General features: G+C 61.9%; 19 protein-coding genes. 5 read left to right on the top strand and 14 right to left on the bottom strand.

The genetic code is table 11. The annotated features are described in order from the left end of the window. Positions 1 to 43 precede the first annotated feature (43 nt). Both ACFO3E_RS12045 and ACFO3E_RS12040 read left to right on the top strand, forming a co-directional pair. Positions 44 to 3136: a helicase-related protein gene (locus ACFO3E_RS12045; RefSeq protein ID WP_380804983.1), complete on the top strand. Its 3093-nt coding sequence runs from the start codon at positions 44 to 46 to the stop codon at positions 3134 to 3136. 21 nt (positions 3137 to 3157) lie between these two features. Continuing rightward, the gene (locus ACFO3E_RS12040; RefSeq protein WP_380804981.1) at positions 3158 to 3559 is read left to right on the top strand and encodes a group III truncated hemoglobin; all 402 of its coding nucleotides are present in this window, start codon (positions 3158 to 3160) and stop codon (positions 3557 to 3559) included. A gap of 8 nt (positions 3560 to 3567) precedes the next feature. On the opposite strand, the gene ACFO3E_RS12035 is transcribed toward ACFO3E_RS12040, so the two are convergent. The 6 genes from ACFO3E_RS12035 to ACFO3E_RS12010 all read right to left on the bottom strand — a co-directional run bounded on the left by ACFO3E_RS12035 (position 3568) and on the right by ACFO3E_RS12010 (position 8352). Then, entirely contained in the window at positions 3568 to 4164 is a 597-nt protein-coding gene (locus tag ACFO3E_RS12035) for a DNA-3-methyladenine glycosylase (protein ID WP_380804978.1), read from the bottom strand. Between the two features lie 63 nt (positions 4165 to 4227). Then, a complete protein-coding gene (locus ACFO3E_RS12030; protein ID WP_380804976.1) occupies positions 4228 to 4857 on the bottom strand; it encodes a glutathione S-transferase family protein in 630 nt (209 codons plus the stop codon). Positions 4858 to 4883: 26 nt separating this feature from the next. Next, entirely contained in the window at positions 4884 to 5144 is a 261-nt protein-coding gene (locus ACFO3E_RS12025; protein WP_380804973.1) for a DUF6894 family protein, read from the bottom strand. 445 nt (positions 5145 to 5589) lie between these two features. After that, positions 5590 to 6123 (bottom strand): hypothetical protein, encoded by a 534-nt coding sequence (locus tag ACFO3E_RS12020; protein ID WP_380804972.1) that lies wholly within the window; start codon positions 6121 to 6123, stop codon positions 5590 to 5592. Positions 6124 to 6245: 122 nt separating this feature from the next. Next, positions 6246 to 7265, bottom strand: a complete 1020-nt coding sequence (locus ACFO3E_RS12015) for a zinc-dependent alcohol dehydrogenase (protein ID WP_380804969.1) — start codon at positions 7263 to 7265, stop codon at positions 6246 to 6248. Between the two features lie 172 nt (positions 7266 to 7437). Beyond that, complete coding sequence (locus tag ACFO3E_RS12010) at positions 7438 to 8352, bottom strand: LysR family transcriptional regulator (protein ID WP_066531329.1); 915 nt, start codon at positions 8350 to 8352, stop codon at positions 7438 to 7440. 200 nt (positions 8353 to 8552) lie between these two features. Between ACFO3E_RS12010 and ACFO3E_RS12005 the strand changes: the two genes are divergently transcribed. Next, positions 8553 to 9809, top strand: coding sequence for a hypothetical protein (locus ACFO3E_RS12005; protein WP_380804966.1), 1257 nt, complete (start codon positions 8553 to 8555; stop codon positions 9807 to 9809). Between the two features lie 88 nt (positions 9810 to 9897). Here ACFO3E_RS12005 and ACFO3E_RS12000 read toward each other — a convergent pair whose 3' ends face one another. Next, entirely contained in the window at positions 9898 to 10587 is a 690-nt protein-coding gene (locus ACFO3E_RS12000) for a CDP-alcohol phosphatidyltransferase family protein (RefSeq protein WP_380804964.1), read from the bottom strand. A 355-nt stretch (positions 10588 to 10942) separates the two neighbouring features. Here ACFO3E_RS12000 and ACFO3E_RS11995 point away from each other — a divergent pair, with 355 nt between their 5' ends. Then, positions 10943 to 11854, top strand: coding sequence for a formylglycine-generating enzyme family protein (locus ACFO3E_RS11995; RefSeq protein WP_066531808.1), 912 nt, complete (start codon positions 10943 to 10945; stop codon positions 11852 to 11854). A gap of 478 nt (positions 11855 to 12332) precedes the next feature. After that, entirely contained in the window at positions 12333 to 14846 is a 2514-nt protein-coding gene (locus ACFO3E_RS11990) for a TonB-dependent receptor (protein WP_380804962.1), read from the top strand. 50 nt (positions 14847 to 14896) lie between these two features. Here ACFO3E_RS11990 and ACFO3E_RS11985 read toward each other — a convergent pair whose 3' ends face one another. From ACFO3E_RS11985 to ACFO3E_RS11955, 7 genes are all read right to left on the bottom strand, one after another. Then, a complete protein-coding gene (locus ACFO3E_RS11985) occupies positions 14897 to 16234 on the bottom strand; it encodes a sensor histidine kinase (RefSeq protein ID WP_380804960.1) in 1338 nt (445 codons plus the stop codon). After that, positions 16231 to 16908: a response regulator transcription factor gene (locus ACFO3E_RS11980; RefSeq protein ID WP_066531324.1), complete on the bottom strand. Its 678-nt coding sequence runs from the start codon at positions 16906 to 16908 to the stop codon at positions 16231 to 16233. The genes ACFO3E_RS11985 and ACFO3E_RS11980 overlap by 4 nt, the downstream gene beginning before the upstream one ends. Before the next feature lie 119 nt (positions 16909 to 17027). Continuing rightward, complete coding sequence (locus tag ACFO3E_RS11975; RefSeq protein ID WP_380804956.1) at positions 17028 to 18188, bottom strand: hypothetical protein; 1161 nt, start codon at positions 18186 to 18188, stop codon at positions 17028 to 17030. An 83-nt stretch (positions 18189 to 18271) separates the two neighbouring features. Continuing rightward, a complete protein-coding gene (locus tag ACFO3E_RS11970) occupies positions 18272 to 18937 on the bottom strand; it encodes a TorF family putative porin (RefSeq protein ID WP_380804953.1) in 666 nt (221 codons plus the stop codon). A gap of 43 nt (positions 18938 to 18980) precedes the next feature. Beyond that, positions 18981 to 20198, bottom strand: a complete 1218-nt coding sequence (locus tag ACFO3E_RS11965; RefSeq protein WP_380804951.1) for a S8 family peptidase — start codon at positions 20196 to 20198, stop codon at positions 18981 to 18983. Continuing rightward, positions 20195 to 20833, bottom strand: a complete 639-nt coding sequence (locus ACFO3E_RS11960; RefSeq protein WP_380804948.1) for a zf-HC2 domain-containing protein — start codon at positions 20831 to 20833, stop codon at positions 20195 to 20197. Before ACFO3E_RS11960 ends, ACFO3E_RS11965 begins: the two co-directional genes overlap by 4 nt. 7 nt (positions 20834 to 20840) lie before the next feature. After that, complete coding sequence (locus ACFO3E_RS11955; RefSeq protein WP_066531806.1) at positions 20841 to 21440, bottom strand: RNA polymerase sigma factor; 600 nt, start codon at positions 21438 to 21440, stop codon at positions 20841 to 20843. Between the last annotated feature and the right edge of the window lie 133 nt (positions 21441 to 21573).

Here is a 21573-nt window from a genome sequence, read left to right as displayed (position 1 = left end):
CACAAGGGTTTGCTCCTGGGGACGCAGCATTGGAGGTCGGTGAATGACTATCGCCTGGGTTGCGACCCGGTTGGCAGATTTTATGGGGCGCGAAAATCTCCTCTATTTAGCTGATGACGATCAGCAGGCTGAGCGGCTAGCCGCTACATTATCTGCCTTGATGCCGGACAGCCGGGTGATATTCTTGCCTTCCAGCGACACATTGCCGGGCGACAGCGCCCCAGCCTCCCCTGCCAATGTAGGACAGCGGGTTGCCGCGCTGCACGCGTTGCGGCGCGCGGCATCATCTCCTGTCGCGCTGATCATGAGCGGCGAAGCTGCTGGGCGCGCCTATCCGCCGCCGGACGCCTTTGATGTCTCCCCACCCACGCTTCGCATAGGCGACCTGCTGACCCTTAACGAGTTGGCAGAACGCCTGACCCAGATCGGATATTTTCCGGACGACCGAGTGGATGAGCCGGGCGAGATGGCTATCCGAGGCGAGGTTTCCGACATCTTCCCAGCCGACGCCGGAACGCCGGTCCGCGTGGAGCTTGTGGACGGCAAGGTGGCCAGCCTTCGCGCCTATGACCCCATCAGCCAGCGAACCATCGAGGAACTGGATTGCATCGCCGTCGGCCGAGCGGCGGAACCTCTGGCGGAACGCCCCGTCACGATCCTTGCTCATCTCCAGCCCGGAAAGATAAGCTACTCGGCCAAGGCGGAAAAGCGGCGGCAGCGCTTCCTTGCCTTGGCGGCTGAGGTTAAGGGCCGGGATGATCGCGCGCCTCAGGAGGAGTGGGAAGAAGCGCTGGGACGATGGGAGGTGGTGGCACTGGACCCGCCGACCGAGATCCCTCGCTTTGCTGAGCAGCGGTCTCCGCTAACTGCCTTCGCCCGCTTCGCCCAGCCCCACCTGGACTCTGGACGCATCTTCATCCTCGCAGGTGGTGAGCGCGACCTGCGCTTCCTGCGCAGCAAGGTGCAGGCAAAATTGGGGAAGGACTTGGTCGAACTGTCCCGTTGGCAGGACGTCGCGGCGCTCCCCCTCTCCAGCGCCGCGATCATGCGCTTACCCGTCGATATCGGCTTTGCCGATGATCGCCACCTGTTCGTCGCGGCCGCAGACCTGCTTGGCAGCCGGGCGCTGGTCGAGGATATCGCAGCGAGCGTACTACCCTCCTGGACCGATGCAGCGACGCAGATCCAGTTGGGCGATGTCGTCATTCATGAAGATCATGGCGTCGGCATCGCTCTTGGCCTGGAAATGGCGCCAGGGGAGGACGGCGCAGAAACTGAAATGATTGCGCTCGGCTACGGCGGCGGAACACGGCGGCTGATACGCATCGCCGACGCCAATCGGATCTGGCGCTATGGTTCGGACCCGGACGCTGTGGCGCTGGACAAACTCGACAGTTCCTCATGGAAGAAACGCAGCGGGGAGATAGAGGCCGCAGTCGCCCAAACTGCTCGGGGACTCGCCGAAATGGCCAAGGTGCGCGCGGAGGCAAGCGCGCCCGAAATGGTTCCGGATGACGCCGCCTATGAGCGGTTCGTGGGCGGCTTTCCCTACAATGAAACGGCGGATCAGGCGCGGGCCATCTTGGCCGTCCGCGACGATCTGGCGAGCGGGCGGCCGATGGACAGGCTTGTCGTCGGCGATGTTGGCTATGGCAAGACGGAGGTGGCTTTGCGCGCTGCAGCCATTGCGGCGCTCAGCGGTTATCAGACCATCGTTGCCGCACCGACGACCGTGCTGGTCCGCCAGCATCTGGAAGGTTTTAGCGCCCGCTTTAAGCCGATGGGTATAAAGGTCGCCAGCCTTTCCCGCCTTTCATCGCCAGCCGAAAAGCGGGCGGTCAAAGCGGGACTGGCCGATGGCTCCATCGATATCGTTATTGGCACCGGCGCAGTCGTGGGCAAGGGCGTCAGCTATGCAAAGCTAGGGCTGGTCGTAATCGATGAGGAGCAAAAATTCGGTGCCGCCGACAAGAAGCGGCTGCGCGGCTCTGCTGAGGTGCATCTGCTCGCTCTAAGCGCGACCCCGATCCCCCGGACACTGCAGTCCGCCTTGGTAGGACTTCAGCAGATATCCGTCATAGCGACCCCGCCGGCACGGCGTCAGCCGATCCGCACCAGCCTGGGCAGCTTCGATGACAGCCGCGTCCGTACGGCCCTCATGCGTGAACATGGTCGTCGCGGGCAGAGCTTTGTCGTCGTGCCGCGCATTGAGGATATGACCTCGCTGGGCGAAAGATTAGCGAGGCTGGTGCCGGACCTTTCGATCGCGATGGCCCATGGTAAGATGCCGGCCGCTGAGATCGACGAGACAATGGTCGATTTTGCCGACGGCAAGGGTGATATCCTGTTGGCCACCAACATCATCGAAGCAGGACTGGATGTGCCCCGCGCCAACACGATGATCGTGTGGCGCGCTGATCGTTTCGGCCTGGCGCAGCTGCACCAGCTGCGAGGGCGTGTCGGACGCGGAAATCGCAGGGGACAGGTGCTATTGTTGACCGACAAGGAAAGTCCCATTGCCGAGCGGACGATGAAGCGCCTGCGCGCGCTCACTGCCTTCGACCGACTGGGCGCCGGTTTCGAGATCAGCGCGCGGGATCTGGACATGCGGGGCGCGGGCGATCTGCTTGGGGACGCGCAGGCAGGGCATATGAAGCTGATCGGGGTGGACCTTTACCAACATATGCTGAGCGCCGCGATGCGCCAGGCCCGTGGCGAGGAGGATGAGCGATGGATGCCGGACATTCATGCCGGTGCGGAAGGGTATTTTCCGGAAGAGTGGATACCCGACCCGTCGATTCGCCTCAGTCTTTACATCCGCCTAGCCCGTCTCATGGAGGCATCCGAAATCGATGTTTTCGAAGAAGAATTGCTCGACCGCTTCGGCACTCTTCCCGACCCAGCGGAATGGCTGCTGGCCCAAGCGCGTTTGCGGGCCAGCGCAAAAGACGCGAAGATCGTGCGCATCGATGTCGGCCAGGCAGGCGTGGCCCTTACGCCACATGCGCACAATAGCGCCGACTGGTCTGAAGCTGGCTTAGAAGCTCGGAATGGCAGATGGCTGCTACAGTCTCCGCCAAATTCCCAAACAGCGCTGGAGCGCGCAATTATGGTGCTCGATCGGGCGATAGGATAGACAGGGGCTAAGAGGCGCCAAATGTCTTATCAGGACCTTGAATTAGCCCTGCCCGAAGTGTTGCGGGCCTTTTATGCCCGTGTACGGCAAGACGATCAGCTTGGACCGATTTTCAACAGTGCCGTGTATGACTGGGATGAGCATCTGGAGCGTATCGCCGACTTCTGGTCATCGGTGTTGCTGGGAACCGGCAGATACAAGGGGAACCCGGTGGCGCGGCACCTCCCGCATGCGGCGCAGATTAACCGAGCCAAGTTCGACCGCTGGCTTGAGCTTTGGCGCGAGACGACAAGCCTCATGCTTCCGGCGGAGGTCGCCGCCGGCCTGCAGACGAAGGCTGAGAGGATCGCCGAGAGCCTCATTCTGGCAATGCAGTTCCCTTCCCCTGCTCAACGGACAATGATGGGCAAAGATGGCGGCTGACCGCTAATCTAGCCGGCCGCAAACCCTTCCGCGGCAAAGGGGCGGCTAAGGAATGGCGAGTTGCTGAGGCCGAAGCGCCAAGGCGTGTCCACTCCAACGCGGATGCCGATCCGTCGGCCCTCAGTGATCGGCGACTCCCCGCCGGGTGCGAATAGCTGGAACGGAGCATCGCCGAGCGGCGCTCCGTTAAGCGATCCATCGATCCCCAAAGCCTGACATAATCGGCCGGGTCCTGAACATAGCAGGCGCGGATCGCTGATGCCCCTGCGAACGACCATCTGCCCGATACCCTCTAACGGTTCCAACGCGCGGATGAGGACCGCACTTCCAGCTTCCCCTGCCACCGCGTTCAGGCACCAGTGTAGGCCGTAGATCCGGTAGATATAGGCGTGGCCAGGCGGGCCGAACATAACGGCGTTGCGGCGCTTCTGCCCGCCAAAACTGTGAGATGCAGGATCGCTTATGTCATAAGCTTCCGTTTCGACGATACGGCCGCCCACTCCGTTAATGAGCAGCGTGGCGCCTATCAGCCCGCGCGCAATGGTGGGCGCCTTATGTTGGAAGAAGGACTCCTCGAGCGCCGGTCCCGCATCGAATATGGTCAACCCGGCCTCATGAACCTTGAGGGTAGCAAAGTGAGACCAAGCGGGGACAAGCCTTCGCCCGCCTTAGCCCGGTCGTGACGGAACCACCCGGCCGCCCAAAGATATAGCCTTTTCATAGGCCGGCCGGGCCTGCAGGCGGGAAAGATAGGTTTTCAGACCCGGATGATCGGCAGCTAATCCCGCCCCGGCGGCCAGTTCGACCAGATAGGCGAGTTGAATGTCAGCGATGGTGAAGTCTTCACCCATCAGCCAGGGTCCCTCACCCACGCCATCGGCGATGTACGCCATGGTCTTCACCAGTTCGGGCTGTACGAAAGCAGTCAAATTCTCCTGCAAGCCGCCCACCATGCCGCCGATTAAGGTGAGCATGACCGGCATTGCTGCAGACCCTTCGACATAATGCAGCCATTCGTCGTGAATGACCCGAGCCTTGCTGCCGATCGGCGGCGCGAGACGGCCGCCGCCATGCTGATCGTTCAAATAGGTGAGGATAGCGCCCGATTCCGCGACGACGAGCCCGTCATCAACTATAACCGGGGCTTTGCCCAGCGGATGCACGGTCGCCAGTTCCGGTGGCGCCCGGAAGGAAGGCGTGCGCTGATAGACGACCAGTTCATAGGGAATACCGAGTTCTTCAAGTGCCCACAGGACTCGGGTCGATCGGGAATAGACCAAATGGTGAAGCGTGATCATCGGCAATCCTTTAAACGGCTTGTAGGCTATTCGCGGAGGACCGGCTTCGCCTTTATCTGGATTACAGCCTCTTCAAATGGCAAAATCAACAGGGTCCGACCCTGTTCATCGGTGACCTGGATTGCTCCATTGAGGTCGAGCACGCCGCTGGCAACATCGTCGCTAATCAACCCGCGCGCATTTGTTAGGGCGAGACGAAGCGCCTCTGCTGGACTGTCGAGCGCCACTCCTTCTTCGTCGGACAGCATGCCCGACCGATCATGGAGGTGAAAGTGATAACGCGCCATATCGCTCTTATAGTTATGTCTATAGGTGCCTCCACCCCACCCGCTCACTAACTCAAGCGAACGGCCAAGCGTTTTTATCCGTTAAGCGTAATCATTCCTGCCTGCGCTCAAATGCCGGGCGGTCTATCCCACGTCGGCAGATGCACGGCGAGCACGCCGCTCTACGATCCTGCGCGCACTTTCTGCCTCTCTCATCCAGGACTTTGCGGCCGTCAGGCATATCGCGCGGACATTCGGCAAATCACTGCTATTGGCACGGGCGAGATGGGTGGCCGCCTGGGCTTTGCAAAACTCAACAGATGGCTGATCCATGTCCGTACCTTCATTTTATGAAGGCCCGCCCCTTAGGGTGGCGGGCCTCGATGATCCGGACGATTGCGGGGAGCAATAAAAAGTCGTCCGGCAGCCTATAAACCATCGGGCCGGGCCGATGTTCCAGTCAGCGTCAGATTTGCGCCGCCGTCTTCGCACGTGATGAACTGTGACCGCCGTTCCGGTAGAGGATTTCACGCGCTTCGGCGGCATTTACCGTGGAATCGCTGGAATCGACTGACACAAACACGTTCCCGCTCCTGATGCGCTCATCATAATAGGCAGCATCCTCGTCATCGACGCCGTGCTTCTTGAGCGTTTCATTGAGCGTGCCGCCGGCAGCGCCGATTGCTGCGCCGATTGCCGCGGCTTCCGGCACCGCTGACGCGGCGATGGCGCCTACGGCCGCCAGTGGCCCCACCCCAGGAATGGCCAACGCGGCGATGCCGAGACCTGCGCCGAGTGCGCCGCCTCCCAAAATTCCCCTCAGCAGATTGCGATGATCATCATCAGTGATTTCGCCATCGCCCGTGCGCGTTGTTGTTTTCCCGTCGTGCTGGGCGATGATGGAGAGGGAATCGTCGCCAATACCGGCAGCCCGCAGTTCGGATACGGCACGTTCGGCCTCGGCATGACTATCGAAAATAGCGGATGCGATCTGTGTCATTCTACTCTCCTACAGGCATGAAGGCCTGGGCCGGTCGAACGATGCAGCCATTGCATCGTTCCGGCGCGAATCTTCAATGCGATGAGGTGAGCAATAATCCCGCCGTGCTCATGAACGCCGGATCACGGCTTGATGAGTATCTTACACTGCGTTGTGGGCTTGCGCAGCGCCTCGAACGCGTCGGGCAGCTCGTCTAGCGTCACCGTGGCGCTATGCATCGGGCTTGGGTTGATGTCGCGCCGGGCGATTGCGTCGATCACCGCGGCAAAGTCCTGCTCGGTATAGGCTTGGCTGAACCGGATCGTGACTTCCTTGCCAAGCGCCACGATCGGCGCGATCACATCTTCCTGTATGACCACGCCAGCCACCACGACGCAGCCGCGCACGCCGACTAGTTCTACTGCCTGACGCAGCATGCCCGGTATGCCCACACATTCGAAGACGAAGCGCGGCCGCGCTTCACCCGTGGCCTTGCGATAGGCCTCAAGCACGTCCTCGGCATTGGGATCGATCGTCGCGGTTGCGCCCAACTCGGCCGCGCGAGTGCGCCGATTTTTGGACATTTCGCTGACCACCACATGACGCGCACCTGCATGGCGTGCGAACAGCGCCGCCGCTGCGCCTATGGGCCCTCCGCCCAGAATCAGCACGGACGCGCCCTTGGGCATGTCCGCCATGCTGACGATATGATGTCCCACGGCCAGAGGCTCGACCAGCGCGCCTTCTTCGAAGTTCACACCGTCTGGGAGGCGTTGAAGCATGTTACCGCGCGCAGCCACATATTGCGCATAGGCCCCCGGCGCGTTCAGGTAGCAGCCGGTGAAAAGGTTGGCGCTGCACAGCGCAGGCAGGCCGCTGTCACAGGCATCGCAGCTGTTGCAGGCGTTGAGTGGAAGAGCCGTTACGCGATCGCCCGCCTTCCATCCGGCGACATTGGAGCCGACTGCGGCGATCACGCCTGCAAATTCATGACCCAGGATTAGCCCCGATGGGGTGTGGGCATGTTCGGTTACATGAAGGTCGGAGCCGCAAATGCCCGCATTCTCGACCGCCAGGATCACCTGATCGGCGTCGGGCGTCGGATCGGGCACGTTTTCGATGGAAAGCGGCTTTCCGACTCCCTTGAATATGGCGGCGCGCATCTGTTCAAGCTCCTCATTGGATAAAGTTGGTCGTGACGCTTCCCTACCGCGGTCGCGCGGATGATGTTGTCGATCGCGCTATTCTGCTACAGGTGTCAGGATTGTATAAGCTATGTTCTTTGTAAGGGAGCGTTGCAGCTCGCGTAACGTCCAGTTGAGGGGCCGATGCCATCTAGGTGGCCCCCTTTGCGAAGACTTCGGGCAGGAAGGACAGGAAGCTGCGCAACTTCCCAGGCTGATATGCCGATTTCTGATAGACGGCGAAAATCCCCTCAGCGCCGATGCGGGGGTGCAGGATCTGGTGATGGGGAAGCAATTGCACCAGCGTTCCAGCGGCAAGCTCCTCATCCACCTCATGCAAGGGCATCATGCCGATACCAAGGCCCGCCAGGATCGCGCTGCGCAACACGGTGCCGTCATTCACGCGCATTCTTCCCTGCGGCTCATGGCTTTGGACCTCGCCGCCAGTCCCGACGAACTGCCACGGCATCGCGCCCATTTCAGGTTCGTAGAGAATGACCTCATAGGCGCCGAGCGCCTCGGCATTTTCCGGCAGCAGCCTTGAAGATACATAATCCGCAGATGCGATCAGCACCAGTTGGCTTGGGGCAAGCAGCTTTGCGACCAGATCGGTACTGTCGGGTCGGGTATAGCGTATGTCCACATCGATATTGTCTGCGATCAGGTCCGCGTCCTCGTCGTTCGACACGAACAGGTCGATTTCCACTTCGGGATTGGCGGTCAGGAAACGTGGCAGTGCCGGGACCAGCAGGCGTGAGGCGGTGAGCGCCCGAATGTTGACGCGGAGCCGGCCGCGGGGCTTTGCCTCCAGCAGCGAAACGCTGTCGATCATCTCGTCAAGTTCCGCCAACATCGGCCGCGCGCGACGAAGCAGCATCTCTCCCGCCTCAGTAGGTGTGAGCGTCCGCTTGCCCCGGTTAAACAGCCGCACCTTCAACTGCGTTTCGAGCGCGGCAATTTGCCGCGAAATCGAGGCGGTCGATGTTCCCATCTGCCGAGCGGCCGCGGCCAGACTACCATGCTGCATCGCCAGTACGAACATCCTGATGCCGGTCATCATCTGCATGGCATGTTGACTTCAGTAGCTCCCCGATTTTGGAACGAGTAGCACCGCGCCCAGGCCGCGCAAAGAACAAGCGAACCAGCCGCCTCCAATGCTGCATGTGAAAAACTGCCGTTATGCGTGATTGAATTTCAGGTGGTCGCACTCAGGCGCGACGGGCATGATGCACATGGAAGGCCCGTATATCGGCCGATGGAGGATGCATGATGACTGCGCATTCAGCCCTTTTCTTGGGGAAAGGCCGCCGGCTGCTGGCGACGGGAGCGCTGGTTGGCGCGGCGACCATGTTGACCGCGGCGGATGCGCCGACTGGCGGCGAGCCGGGTGTCCGCGCTTTCGTGCTGGGCAATATCTACCTCGCCAATGGTGGAACGGGAGATATCTGCCGCGCCGAGGATGAAGGGGCGCTGGAACGTTTCCGCAAGTTGCTTCCCGCCGCGCAGCAGCAAAAATATGCGGACCCGGCGAAAAACCAAGAGCTCGAGAAATTGATGAACGAGCATTTCGGTTTCCGCCGCCTGATATTGCGCGATGATCGGACGGGGAAGGTCAAACTGCCGCCCGGCGTTGACCGGACCGCGGCGATAACGCCCGAACAGGCGCTCGCCATCGGAGCACTGAACGGCTTCCCTAAAGGCAAGGGACGCCCCGCCTTCAGCAAGCGGGATGTGGTCTATAGCGCCTGCTCTGACCCTTATGACTTTCCGGTGCTGGCCAAGAATTTCCGGACCTATGACGGCCCCGTCGCGGCGGGAATGAACCTGGATGGAAAGGTCAGCAAAGAAGATTTCACGGGACCCGATGGTGAGAAGGGGATCGACAACCAGCTATGGCGCGTAGCGGGATGTTCCTGGCCGTTCCGGGAAGGCAGCAATCCTGATATTGCGCGCAAGACATTGATCTCTTCGCTGGCGCCTACGCTGATCGAGTTGCGAGGGGTGGATGACGCCAGCAATGATCCGGATGTGACGGTGACGGTTTTTGCCGCGACGACCGCCCTTAACAAGGATGGCAAAGGCGGCGTGCTGGCGCGAGCGACCTTTATTGCCGATCCGGATCCCCGCCTAAAGGCGACGACGCATGGGCGGATTGAGAATGGCGTGCTGACGACCGATTCATTCGACATGGTGCTGAATTACAAGGAACAGATTATCGATGCGCCTCGCCATATCCGAGGGGCTCGTATTCGGGCGACGCTGACCAAGGACGGGGGCATCGAGGGCGGCTTCTATGGCTATTATACTTTGGACAGCTATTATTCCTCGATCGAGCAGATGACGCAAAATGGGGCCAATCTGTCGCGCCTGACTTGTCCCGGCATAAGGCTGGCCATCGACCGATTGGCCGATGGGTATCGCGATCCGAAGACGGGTAAATATACCGCTATTTCGTCGGCCTATCACTTTTTTGGAGTGCGGGCTTTTGTCGTTCCTCCGCAGCAGACGGCGCGCGCGGAGTGAATTGATGAATGCAAAAGCGAGAAAAAAAAAACGCGTTTTTGAGCATCACTAAACGTTAGATAATGAAACTGGATGAGCTGCGCGAGGTTCAGCCGAATCTGCGCTCCAGGGCTTCGCCGTCGATCTGGGCCAGCCTTCGCCCAGTGACGAGCGTCTGGCCGACGAAAAGCAGGATCAGGATGGAGCCGACCGTGCCGACAAAAATGTCGAAGCCCGACCAGCGCCCGAACAGCCCCGGCCCTGCCCCCAGCACCATCATCATGACGGTCAGCGCGATCAGCATGATCCTGAGTTCGGTCGGCCCCGCCGACAAATAGGAGAGCTTGAATTCGCCCAGCACGCGGGCGGACAGAAAGGCGTGGATCGACAGCAGCAGATAGCCCGCCAGCGCGATCAAGGCGACGTCCATGGTGACGAAGGGGCTAAGGCCGATGCCCGCCAGGATCAGCAGCGTAGCGAGCCCGTCACAGCTATGGTCGATGAAATAGCCGTACGAGGGACGCTCGATCCGCCGGTGCCGCGCCAGGCTGCCGTCCATGGAGTCGCCGAACCATTGGACGACATAGCCGGCGATGGCGAGGATCAGCCAGGGATAGGCAAGATTGCTGCCCACATAGCCGATGAAGATCATGAACGCGCCGATCATGCCCAGGATCGTCAGCTTGTCCGGCGTGACCCAGGCAGGCATGCGGGCGCAGAGCCAGTTCAGCAGCCGTCGTTCCTTCGCAGCGAGCCAGTTTTCCTGTATCCGGTCGAGCGGTTTAGGCGATTGAGGCATGTCCATTGGCTGCTGCGGCTTTCATGTTCGCGGGAGCACATAAGTCTCTCTGTCGAGTTGCGCGAAACAGGACCCCGATCAGCGCCCTCTATCAGCATGACGACGCGGGGAACAAGGGGTTTTCGGACGTATGGCGCCAACGGTGAGCCGAAGGCCGAAGCACGCGCGTAACAAGCGGAAGGGTTAGGATGGCCAAGCCATAATATCTGGACAGCGGCGGCCACTCACGCCTTTATGATGTGAGCGAGCCTATTATCTTGAGCGGTCGCAGAACATATGTGGAGCATCCATGCGTCAGTTTTCCAAGCCCAGGGCGATACGGTCATCGCGGCCGGTGCAGCCGGACACCAGCGGCATGCGGTGGGTGGAGGGCGGCGCATTCGCCATGGGATCGGAGAATTTCTATCCTGAAGAAGCGCCGGTGCGGCGGGTGCGGGTCGATGGCTTCTGGATCGACGAGACGCCCGTCACCAATCGTGAATTTGCCCGCTTCGTCCAGGCGACGAACCACAGGACGGTTGCCGAAATCGCGCCTGATCCCAAGGATTATCCCGGCATGCCGATCGAACTGGCGCAGCCCGGATCGTTGCTGTTCCAGCGCACGGCCGGGCCGGTGGACCTGAACGACCATAGCCAGTGGTGGACCTTCGCCCTGGGCGTGGACTGGCGGCACCCGCACGGGCCGGGGAGCAGTCTGGACGGGCTGGAGGATCATCCCGTCGTCCATGTCACTTTCGAAGATGCGCGGGCTTATGCGAAATGGGCTGGCAAATCGCTGCCGACCGAAGCCGAATGGGAATATGCGGCGCGCGGCGGACTGCAGGCGCAGGATTATGCCTGGGGCGAGGAGCTGGCTCCAGAAGGACGGATGCTCGCCAATTATTGGCAGGGCGCCTTTCCCTTTGCCAACACATTGGACGACGGGTGGGAAAGAACCTCGCCTGTGCGCAGCTATCCCGCGAACGGCCTTGGCCTGTACGACATGATCGGCAATGTGTGGGAGTGGACAAGCGACTGGTACGCCCAGCCGCGGGTCGAGGCGAAGGCGCGCGGCAGCTGCTGCGTGCCCGCCAACCCGCGTGGGCCGACCCGACACGAGAGCCTGGACGCCCCTAACGCCATCCCGCGAAAGGTGCTGAAGGGCGGATCGCATCTTTGCGCGCCTAATTATTGCCAGCGCTACCGCCCTGCGGCCAGGCATGCACAAGCGATCGAGTCATCGACGAGCCACATCGGCTTTCGCTGTGTGGTGCGGGCGAAAGGCTGACGGCGTTGACGACGGACCAGAGAAGGGAAGAGTTGGCATTCCTCCCCTCTCCATAAGGCTCTGCAAAGACCCGTCTCCGCAACCTGGTTGGAGTCGATTATCTCCTTTGCGGCGGAATTTTTTCGCGTGCGTCCAGCGCTAGAGCGGGGCAAATGCGAGCCGCCACAATGTTGATTTGAATTTTTTATAGAATATTATACGCAGTTCATCAAAATTAGTAGAGATTTAATTCATAAATACCTCCATTGATACATGTAAGACATTTTGTTTCGACTAATTATGTTGGCTAACTCGTAGATATAATGTTAGAGATATTTGCGATCTCTTCAAGTTTATGTTCGTTTCTGCCAACATGAAACGAAAATGACAGCTGATATACTGATCATGTTACATTCAATGTAATAAAACTGTTGTCATCACAGCCTAGTGGCCAGCCCCGCAAAAGCATCCACTCAATGGGTCTTAAGGGGTTTTCAAAATGATTCGCTCTTCCACCTCGCTGCTGCGTGCCTCGCTCTGCACCGCGCTGCTGGCTTCCGTTTCCGCTCCCGCCCTGGCCAGCACCACGGCCGAAGAACAGGCTCCCCTCGAAGCCGCGGCGGCCGACGATGCCGGCCTTGCCGCAATCGTCGTCACTGCAACCAAGCGCGAAACCAATTTGCAGGAAACGCCGATTTCCATGGCGGTGATGAGCACTGAGGCGCTCAAGGATCGTCACGTGTCGAGCCTCTACGACCTCGCCGACGGCGCTGTTCCGTCACTGCGCATCGCGACCTTCGAAGCGCGCCAGTCGGCCCTCACCATCGGCATTCGCGGCATCGTGCCGCTCGACGCCAACCAGCCCGCGCGTGAGCAGGGCGTCGGCATCTATGTCGATGGCGTCTATATGGGCCGCCAGCATGGCCTAAACGCTGCGCTGTTCGACGTCGAGCGAGTCGAGGTGCTCAAGGGTCCGCAGGGCACGCTGTTCGGCCGCAACACTGAAGGCGGCGCGCTCAGCATCGTCAGCAAGGCGCCAACCGGCGAGTTCGGCGGTCGCGTGGAAGCGGGCATCGGCAATTATGGCGGCCGCACCGCCGACTTCCACCTCGACCTTCCAAAGGTGGCGGGCTTTTCCGTCAAGCTGGACGGCGTGATCCAGCATCAGGACGCCACGACCGAGAACCCGCTCGCGGGCCAGGCGGGCTGGAACTACTACAACCGCAAGGGCCTGCGCGCTGCCGTACGCTGGCAGCCGACGGACACCATCACGAACGACTTCGCCTATGACGTCGCGAAGGATGAGAATACGCCCTTCTACAGCCAGTTGCTGAACTACAATCCCAACAGCTGCGCCAACGGCACCCAGGCGTCGCAGCCTGCCTGCACCCTGCCCGGCACCGCTTACACTAACCTGACCGGGGGTCCGGTGAAGCCGCTGCTGCCCGGCGTGGTCGTCAATGGCGATAGCCGCATGAAGGATGCCGACATCGGCGTGCCACAGCAGGTCAGCGTCGATAAGACGCACGGCTTCACCAACTCGCTGAAGTGGCATTTGTCCGACGAGCTGGAACTGCGTTCGATCACCGCATGGCGCGGCGTCGATGCAACCCAGTGGGACAATTCGGGCGGTGCGCACCGTCCGCCGCTGGTCAACCTGACCGCCGCCTGCACCCTCGCGGCTCCCTGCGCCTTCAGCCGGTACAGCCTGGCCGACCTGCGCCAGCGCCAGTTCAGCCAGGAAGTCCAGGCGGTCGGCACAGTCGGTTCGATCGACTATGTCGCGGGCCTGTTCTACTTCAATGAGCATGTCAGCGACGATGCCGCGACCCCCAGCTCAATGGGCGTGGCCCTGGTTGGCGGCACGCCGACCTATGTCACCATCCCCTTCTGCACCGCATCCACGCCGGCTTTCGTCGGCTCGGCGGTCAACGGCTGCTCGATCGACCGCGCTTCGGAAGTCTGGTCGAAGAGCTACGCCGCCTATGGCCAGCTGACCTGGAACGCCACCGACGCTCTGCATATCACCGTGGGCGGCCGTTACACGCACGACAAGAAGAAGGGCGTGCTGCATTATTCGCGCAATGTGAATTATGACCTCACGCCGCCCGCCGCGAGCGTCGGCTACAAGCCGCTGGATGCGACGTGGAACCGCTTCAATCCGATGGCGACGGTGGCCTATGACGTCAGCAACGACCTGCACGTCTATGCCAAATATGCGACCGGCTACCGCGCTGGGGGCGCCAGTTCGCGCACGTCCAACTATCAGGCGTTCGATCCGGAAGACGTGAAGTCCTATGAAGTCGGCCTGAAGTCCGACTTCTGGGGCCGTGGCCGCTTCAACCTGGCCGGCTACATCATGGACCGCAAGGACAGCCAGGTCGATATCAGCTCGATCCAGTTCGTCGGCACGAGCAGCTTCAACAACCTCGTCACCATCAATGCGCCCGGCACCACCAAGATCCGGGGTATCGAGGCCGACCTGACGGTGGAGCCGATCGACGGGCTGACGCTGAACGCGTCCTATGCCTATACCTATACCAAGATCCCGCCGGTGCTGATCACTGCGACCGACACGGCGGGCCGTTCGACCAGCGTCTATCAGCAGTTCTACATCGTCTTCACGCCGCGCAACGCCGCGAGCGGGTCGATCGACTATGCCCTGCCGATCGGCGGCGGCGACACGAAGCTGAAGTTCCACTTCGACGGCAACTATTCGCAGGCCACCCAAGCCTTCGATCAGTTCGTCACGAAGAATGACAGCTCGCTGATCTTCAACGGTCGCGTGTCGCTGGCCGATGTCGATGTGGGTTATGGCCGCAACCTGACGCTCAGCATCTGGGGCCGTAACCTGTTCAACGAGCAATATGTGTTCCGCCGCGATCCGTCGAACAGCCTGCCTGCCGCCCCGACGAGCAACGTGACGACCGGCAGCATCGCCAACGTGCTGGGCGACTATGGCAACTTCAATGCGCCGCGCACCTACGGCGTGGAAGCCAGCATCAAGTTCTGATACCGGCTTGATAGGACAGATGGCGCGTCGCTCCGGCGGCGCGCCATTTTTCATGAGCAGGGCAGATGCACCGTTACCTTAAGGCCCGGCTGCGCGTCGCCCAGCTCGATCGTTCCCCCGTGCAGGCGCACGATCGAAGCCACCAGCGGCAGGCCGAAGCCATGCCCCCTGGCATCGCCGCCGCCCGAGAGACGGCCGAAGCGCTCCAGCGCCCGCGCGCGGTCGTCCGGCGCGATGCCGGGGCCATCATCGGCGACGGTCAGCATCGCTCGGCCCTCCTCGCACCGTACAAGGCCGATGGCGATGCGGGTTCCGGCCGGGCTATGCCGGACAGCGTTCTCCAGCAGGTTGAGGATCATCTGCGACAGCAATTGCTCGTCGCCCGACAGGGTGATGTGAGCCAAGGCCGCGCGCGTGATCACGTGCGTCTCCTCGATCACCGGCTCCAGCGCCTCGACGCATTGCTCCGCCAACTGGGCCAGTTGGACTGGGCGGAAATTTTGCCGCCGCGCGCCGCTGTCCACTTCGGCGATGCGCAGCAAAGCAGAAAAGAGCGTGAGCAGTTGATCGGCCTCGACCTGGGCCGCTTCTATCCGGTCGCTCACGCCCGCAGCCTCCGGATCATGGCTGATCAGGTTCAGCTGGTTGCGCAGGCGCGCCAGCGGCGTGCGCAGTTCGTGCGCGACGCCATTGATCACGTTGCGCACTTCCTCCATCAACTCGTTAATGCGGGTCAGCATCTGGTTGAACGCCTGCGCCTGCTGATCAAATGCGGTGTCCGAACCGTCAACCGGCACACGCCGGGTCATGTCGCCCGCCAGGATCGCGTCCACCGTGCGCCGCATGTCGATGATCCGCCGCCGGATGATCAGCGTGAAGGTGGTCGCCGCCGCCAGAGCTATGCCGATGATCGATCCAAAGCCGATGAAGTAGATGCGCTTGCGAACCTGATTATAATTGTGGAACGGCTCGGTTTCCGCGATCACCGCCAGCCGCAAACCGCGCCCCAGGTCGCGCACCAGCACCCTGCCATGCGACAGGCCCTTGACCCGGTCCGCCACATCGACGCGGGACAGCCCAAGCGGCAAAGGACGGCTGACGCGTAAGTTACCGGCGATCTGCTGCCCCTTTTCCAGCAGGATGAAGCCGAGGTCACCCGTGTCGCGATCGCGCGAGGCCATCATGATCCGGATGCCGATGCGGCGCGGCGACTGCGATTCGCCGGGCGGCGCGATCATCATGCTCGTGCCGGTGATCCGCTGGACCACCAGATGATCGATCGTCCCGAGCGTCGCGAAATAGATACCGAACGCCGTCGCCAGCGTCGCGCACAAGAAGAAGAACAAGAATGCGAGCGTCAGTGCCCGCAAGGACCGTAGCGATTTCACGCCCTCAGCATATAGCCTGTACCGCGAACCGTCACGATGGGATCGGGATCGTCAAATTCGGTGAGCTTGATCCGCAGCCTGCGGATAGAGGCATCGACCAGATTGGTGGCCGGTTCGAAATCATAGTTCCACACACGCTCCAGCAGCATCGCGCGCGTCATGACGCTGTCGGCGTGGCGCGCCAGTTCGGTCAGCAGCTTGAACTCGGTCTTTTGCAGATTGAGCGTCCTGCCATTACGCGAGGCGCTGTGCCGCGCCGGGCTGATCACGAGGTCGCCGGCCCGCAGCGTTTCGTCCGAGCCTCTCTCGCTCCACCCCCGCGCTCGCATGAGGGCGTGCAGGCGCGCGTTAAGTTCCGCGGGTTCGACGGGCTTCACGACATAATCATCCGCGCCGCTCTCCAGCCCTTCGACCTTTTGCCGCCACTGGCCGAGCGCCGTCATCATGATGACGGGGGTCAGAAGATTATGATCGCGCATGCTCCGGAGCACCGTAACGCCGTCCACGCCGGGCAGGACCCGGTCCAGGATTATCGCGTCGAACTGCTGCGCGGCCACCAGCTCGGTCGCGGTTCGTCCGTCCGGCGCAACGGTCGTGTCATGACCGAACAGCCGCAGTTGCTCATCCAGTTGCGTGGCGAGATCCTGGTCATCTTCGACAAGGAGAAGTTGCATTGACAATGGCCATCCACTGATATGATTCCATTGTGGGAATCTCTATGACGACCAGGTTTCATCCAGATGACAGTTCGAAGATGATCCGAACATTTCCGGGACGGCGAATATATGGGCGTTTAAAGGCTTGAACTGTCCGGAACCGCAGCCATGTCATTCAACAGGCCAAGTTCGTTGAGGCGCATCCACGCCGCTCGCGCCATTGCTGCATGAGCCCGCGCGTCGGGATGAGGGTCCGAAGAGAGACGCCATTGGCGGTCGAGCGGAACGATAACATGGGGGATGCGACCGCCATCGAAAATCGCTGACCGAAGCGCCCGCTCGCGTGGCCGTTCGGGCTGATAAACCGGAACCAGAACCAGCGGCTGCGCGCCACGCGCGCGCGCCATGGCCACATCAGCCCGCAAAAGGCGGCGATCGGTTGCAACTGCCTCTTCGATGGCCGAGGGGGTCCGGTAGGGAAACAGAACACGGCCGAGGCGGCTCAAATACCAAGTTCGTTCTGCGGCGTGCCACCGCCCGGCGCGATCGATCCAGGGACGATTTCTGTCGAGATCGCGCACCAGCAAAGTGGGCGCGTAGAGGATGATGACTGCTACCGGGCGGCGAAATTTTGGAAGTTCCCGTTTCAGGTGAAGGTAAACCTGTCCCGCGGAATAGGCGTTGACTGCGAGATTGGCGCTCTGAATGCCGCTGAGCTTCTGGACCCGGCCCGCGATGGTGTCGCGCCAGTTCAGCCCTTTGCCGAACATGATCGACTCCCCAGCGAACAATATCGAAGGAAGGGCCATGTCCAGCGGTCCAGTTTCCACGCGGTAACCATGAGCCTCGATGACATAGAGCGGACGCGAGGCAAATTCAGGATCGATGATCCGGCGCGCGGGGATGGTGGTCCAGCCAATCAAGGGGTCGGCTTGACGCAAGGGTTCGTCCGTCGGGGTCCAGGCCAGGCCCGCGCGACCCGACCTCCATTGCATCGCCAGTTCGCTCGCGGGAAGCGCCAGCAAAATGGCGGCGGCGACCCCAACCCATCGCCAAATCTTGCCGGGTCGCGCCGCGCGGCGGCGGAAAATGACGCTCAACAGCAAGGCTAGGGCTATCGTCAGTAGAAGGAAGCGCTCAATCTGGACGATCCGCACGAGCCAATCGCTGGGAACCAGGATGTCCGGCAGCAGATGGCGCTCGGTCCACTCCTCGTCCATGCCAGCGGCGAAGCGCAGCAGCAGCAGGGCGACGGCGCCCGTCAGCAGCCGCGCCGTCCAGCTAATCCAATGGCTCATCCGGAAATATGTCGCGTCGTCGCGCAACTTGGCAGGAGAGGAGGCCCACATGCCGCTTTGGTGCCGCTGACGCTTCCTGCGGTTCAAAAGACCAGGGTGAGGCCGATGACCAGCGCTCCGCCGTTATCATGGCCGGGACCATAAGGTCGCTTGTCTTCTGCATATCCGGTCCAGGCGACTTCCAGATCGATGGAGCCCATGTGTCGGCGCAGGCCGAGACGCCAATCCGTCACGCCGCCCGGACTCCCTGCCGGACGATCATCGTTCAGATAGGTCAGCCGCCCCAAATGGCTGACGATCACCCAGTTGCGGGCGAGATCGAGTTGGCCATCAACCTCCATATAGAGCGTCGCCTGGTCTTTGCGGAAATAGCCGGGCGAAATGAAGACACGGCCTGACAGGTTGCGGCCGATGATGCCGATATAGGCTTCGGTATAGCTGCCGCCGCCGATGATCCTGGAATATTCGGTATAGCCATTGTGCACCACGCCCAAGTCTAGCGTCGCGCCGGGCGACAGGCGGTGAGCGAAGCCTGCATATTGTTTAAAGGCGAAGGGTTGGAGGCCATTTGTGCGGTCAGCGACGAGAGCGGCGGAGCCGCCTAGATAAAAGCCGCTGGCGCTGTCATGGACCAGTTCCATTTCGGCCACGGGGCGGCGATCGCTGATCGGCTGGCCGCGAAGCCGGGCCTGGCTGAACAGGCTGACGCTTCCACCCAGTTGCGCGGCGGCCGGGGCCGCGGGCAGCATGACGCCAACGAGAGCCCAGAGGAGGAGTGCGGCGCGCCTGCGCTCAATCGCGGCCTTTCGTCGCAAGGGATGCAGGGCATGGACCGTCACATCCTGCCGTCCTGCCCTGCACCGTGGCGAGCGCATCGATGACCCCTCCTGACGTGACCAGTGTCGGTCGTCCCTGCCTATTGCGGCGCGCCTGCTTGATCAAGGCGATGAGGCCACTCACATGGGCGGCGGCATAGGATGTGCCATCGACCAGCGCCCAGCCGCCGCCGGGCTCCGTCGCCGGAATGTCTCGGGCCGGTGCGACATAGACGGGGTGGCGCTTGACTGTTTCCGGGTTGCCGGAAACCGCGATGACGCCGGGGTGCGAGGCGGGAAAGCCGCCATTTGCGCGGCCTGGGTCATAGGCGGCGACCACCGACGCGCCGCGTGCCATTCCAGTGTCCAGCAGCATTGCCAACAGGCGATCAGGCGGGCCGCCGAGGCTCATATTGATGATGGGCGCGCGCCGGTCGATCGCATGATGAAGCGCCTTGGCGATGCTCAGGCTATCGCAGACGGCGGCGGCATCCCGGACATTCGTTTGCCAGCACGCGCGCAGTCCGGCCACACGGGCGCCCGGGGCGATCCCGGCGATGCCGATCCCATTGTCCGCCTTTGCAGCGATAATGCCAGCAACTTCGGTGCCGTGGCGTTCGGCGGTGAGCGGGCGGCCCGCGACGAAATTGACGTTGGCGCTGATCTGCCCGGCAAGATCGGGATGGCGCGCGTCGATCCCACTGTCGATGACGGCGACCGTAACGCCCCGGCCGGTCGCGATCCGATGCACTGCGTCCAGCCGCCAGAGGGGCCTTGCGGGCTGGGCAGGATAAAGCGGATCGTCATGCCCCGCCTGGCCCCCAAGCGTCTGATAATCGTGCATCGGCTGCGACCATTGGACCAATCGGTCGCGTGAAATCTCCGCCGCCATGCCTTCTGCCGACGCGCCAGGAGGGAGGCGCATCACCACGCAGTTGAGATTAATGAGGGGCATCGGCCAGTCGGAAACAAGCGTCAGATGATGGGCGCGGGCAATGCGCCGTGCCTCGCGCATTATCTGGCTTCGGCTGAGCCGAGCGCTGTAACCGCCGCCATAGCTGCCGCCTGAACGGAAATGCGGAGCGGGAAGGCGCAACATGACGAGAATGCGGTCGCTGCTGCCCGCCTCCTGGGCTTCACCTGGTTTGGACAGGGCGGTGAGCGCGACAAGAATGAGGATGGCGACGCGGATCATCGCCTTGGATCAGCATCGAGCGGCTGGGCCAGCATGACGCCTGGCTGCGCCCGCAGTGCCGCCATCGCCGCTTCGCGCCGTCCCGGCTCGACATCCAGCACATAGGCGCCGGTCGCTGTTGGCCCATCGACCAATCTTGCGCTTGCGCGCACAAGAATAGCCCGCAGCTCCACTTCGCTGATTTGAGGACGGAACAGGACCAGGATATCGCCGCCCACGCGCGTGGTCGGAGCGCTGAGAGTGCGATAGTCGGCCGAGGGATGAGGCTGTGTCAGCAGAAGGAGGCATGTGAGCATCGCCATTTGGACTCCCGCACAGGCGGCGAGCGCGACGGGCCAACTTGTCCCGATCCAGAGTCGTTTAGACGGCTGCGCCTCCCGTTGGCGGGTGCGGTGGCTGGGAGCCAGTCGGCGCTGCAATTTCTGCCAACCGAGTGCGGGTTGAAGAGGCAATCGGATGACTTCCCGCTTCAGGTGATGCTCACGATCAAGCGCGGCGCGGCATTGGCTGCACTCGCCGAGGTGGCTTTCGACCCTCGTCAGGTCCTCTGGCTCCAGTTGGCCAGCCGCATACCAGGGCATCAACATCTCTGTGGTCAGGTGCGGATCGTCGCGGAAGGAGAGGATGTCAGCCATTCCCACCTCACACCCAATCGCTGAATTCGCCGGCGAGCTCGCGCCGCAGGTGCCGCCGGGCGTGAAACATGCGCGTCTTTACGGTGTCCACAGGGCAATCCATGATCTGCGCGATTTCGCGATAGCCGATCTCATGGAAATAGGTGAGGTCCACCACCGCCCGCTGTTCGGGCGAGAGGCTGGCGAGCGCATCGAGCAGAGCTTGCCGTGCCCGTTCGTCACCCGCTGACTGTTCGGGCGATCGATCGCCGCTGATCCGGGCTTCTTCGCAAAAATCCTCAATCGGATCGTCCTGCTTGCGGAGCGCCTTCATCGCCTTGCGCCAGGCGATCGAGAACAGCCAGGTGGACAGCTTGCTGCGGCCCGAAAAGCTGTCCGGCCGGTCCCACAACACCATCAGCGTGTCGTCTAACACTTCCTCCACCAGTTGCGGGCGACGCAAAATGTTCATGAGAAAGCGGGCGAGGCGCGGCTGATAGGAGCGGTAGAGACTCTCAAATGCCTTGAGGTCGCGTCGGCGGATGCGGGCGGCGAGGGCAAGGTCATCCTCGGCGCTTGAACGCGCTCGGTCGGATTTACCGCAACCAGCCGGTTGAACCGTCTCCAAGGGCGACTCCTTCGCACCCGCTTCCATGAGTGTGCGCCTGTCGGCGTCCGGTTCAAGATTTTTTGGAGACCCGGTGAACCAAGGCGACGGCAAGCGCCACTTATCTCCGTCCACCGGGAAAACGGAGGCAGGC

Origin of the sequence: Sphingobium tyrosinilyticum (assembly GCF_042654265.1) — a bacterium.
Classification (GTDB): domain Bacteria; phylum Pseudomonadota; class Alphaproteobacteria; order Sphingomonadales; family Sphingomonadaceae; genus Sphingobium; species Sphingobium tyrosinilyticum.
This window is presented reverse-complemented; position numbering and strand designations above follow the sequence as displayed.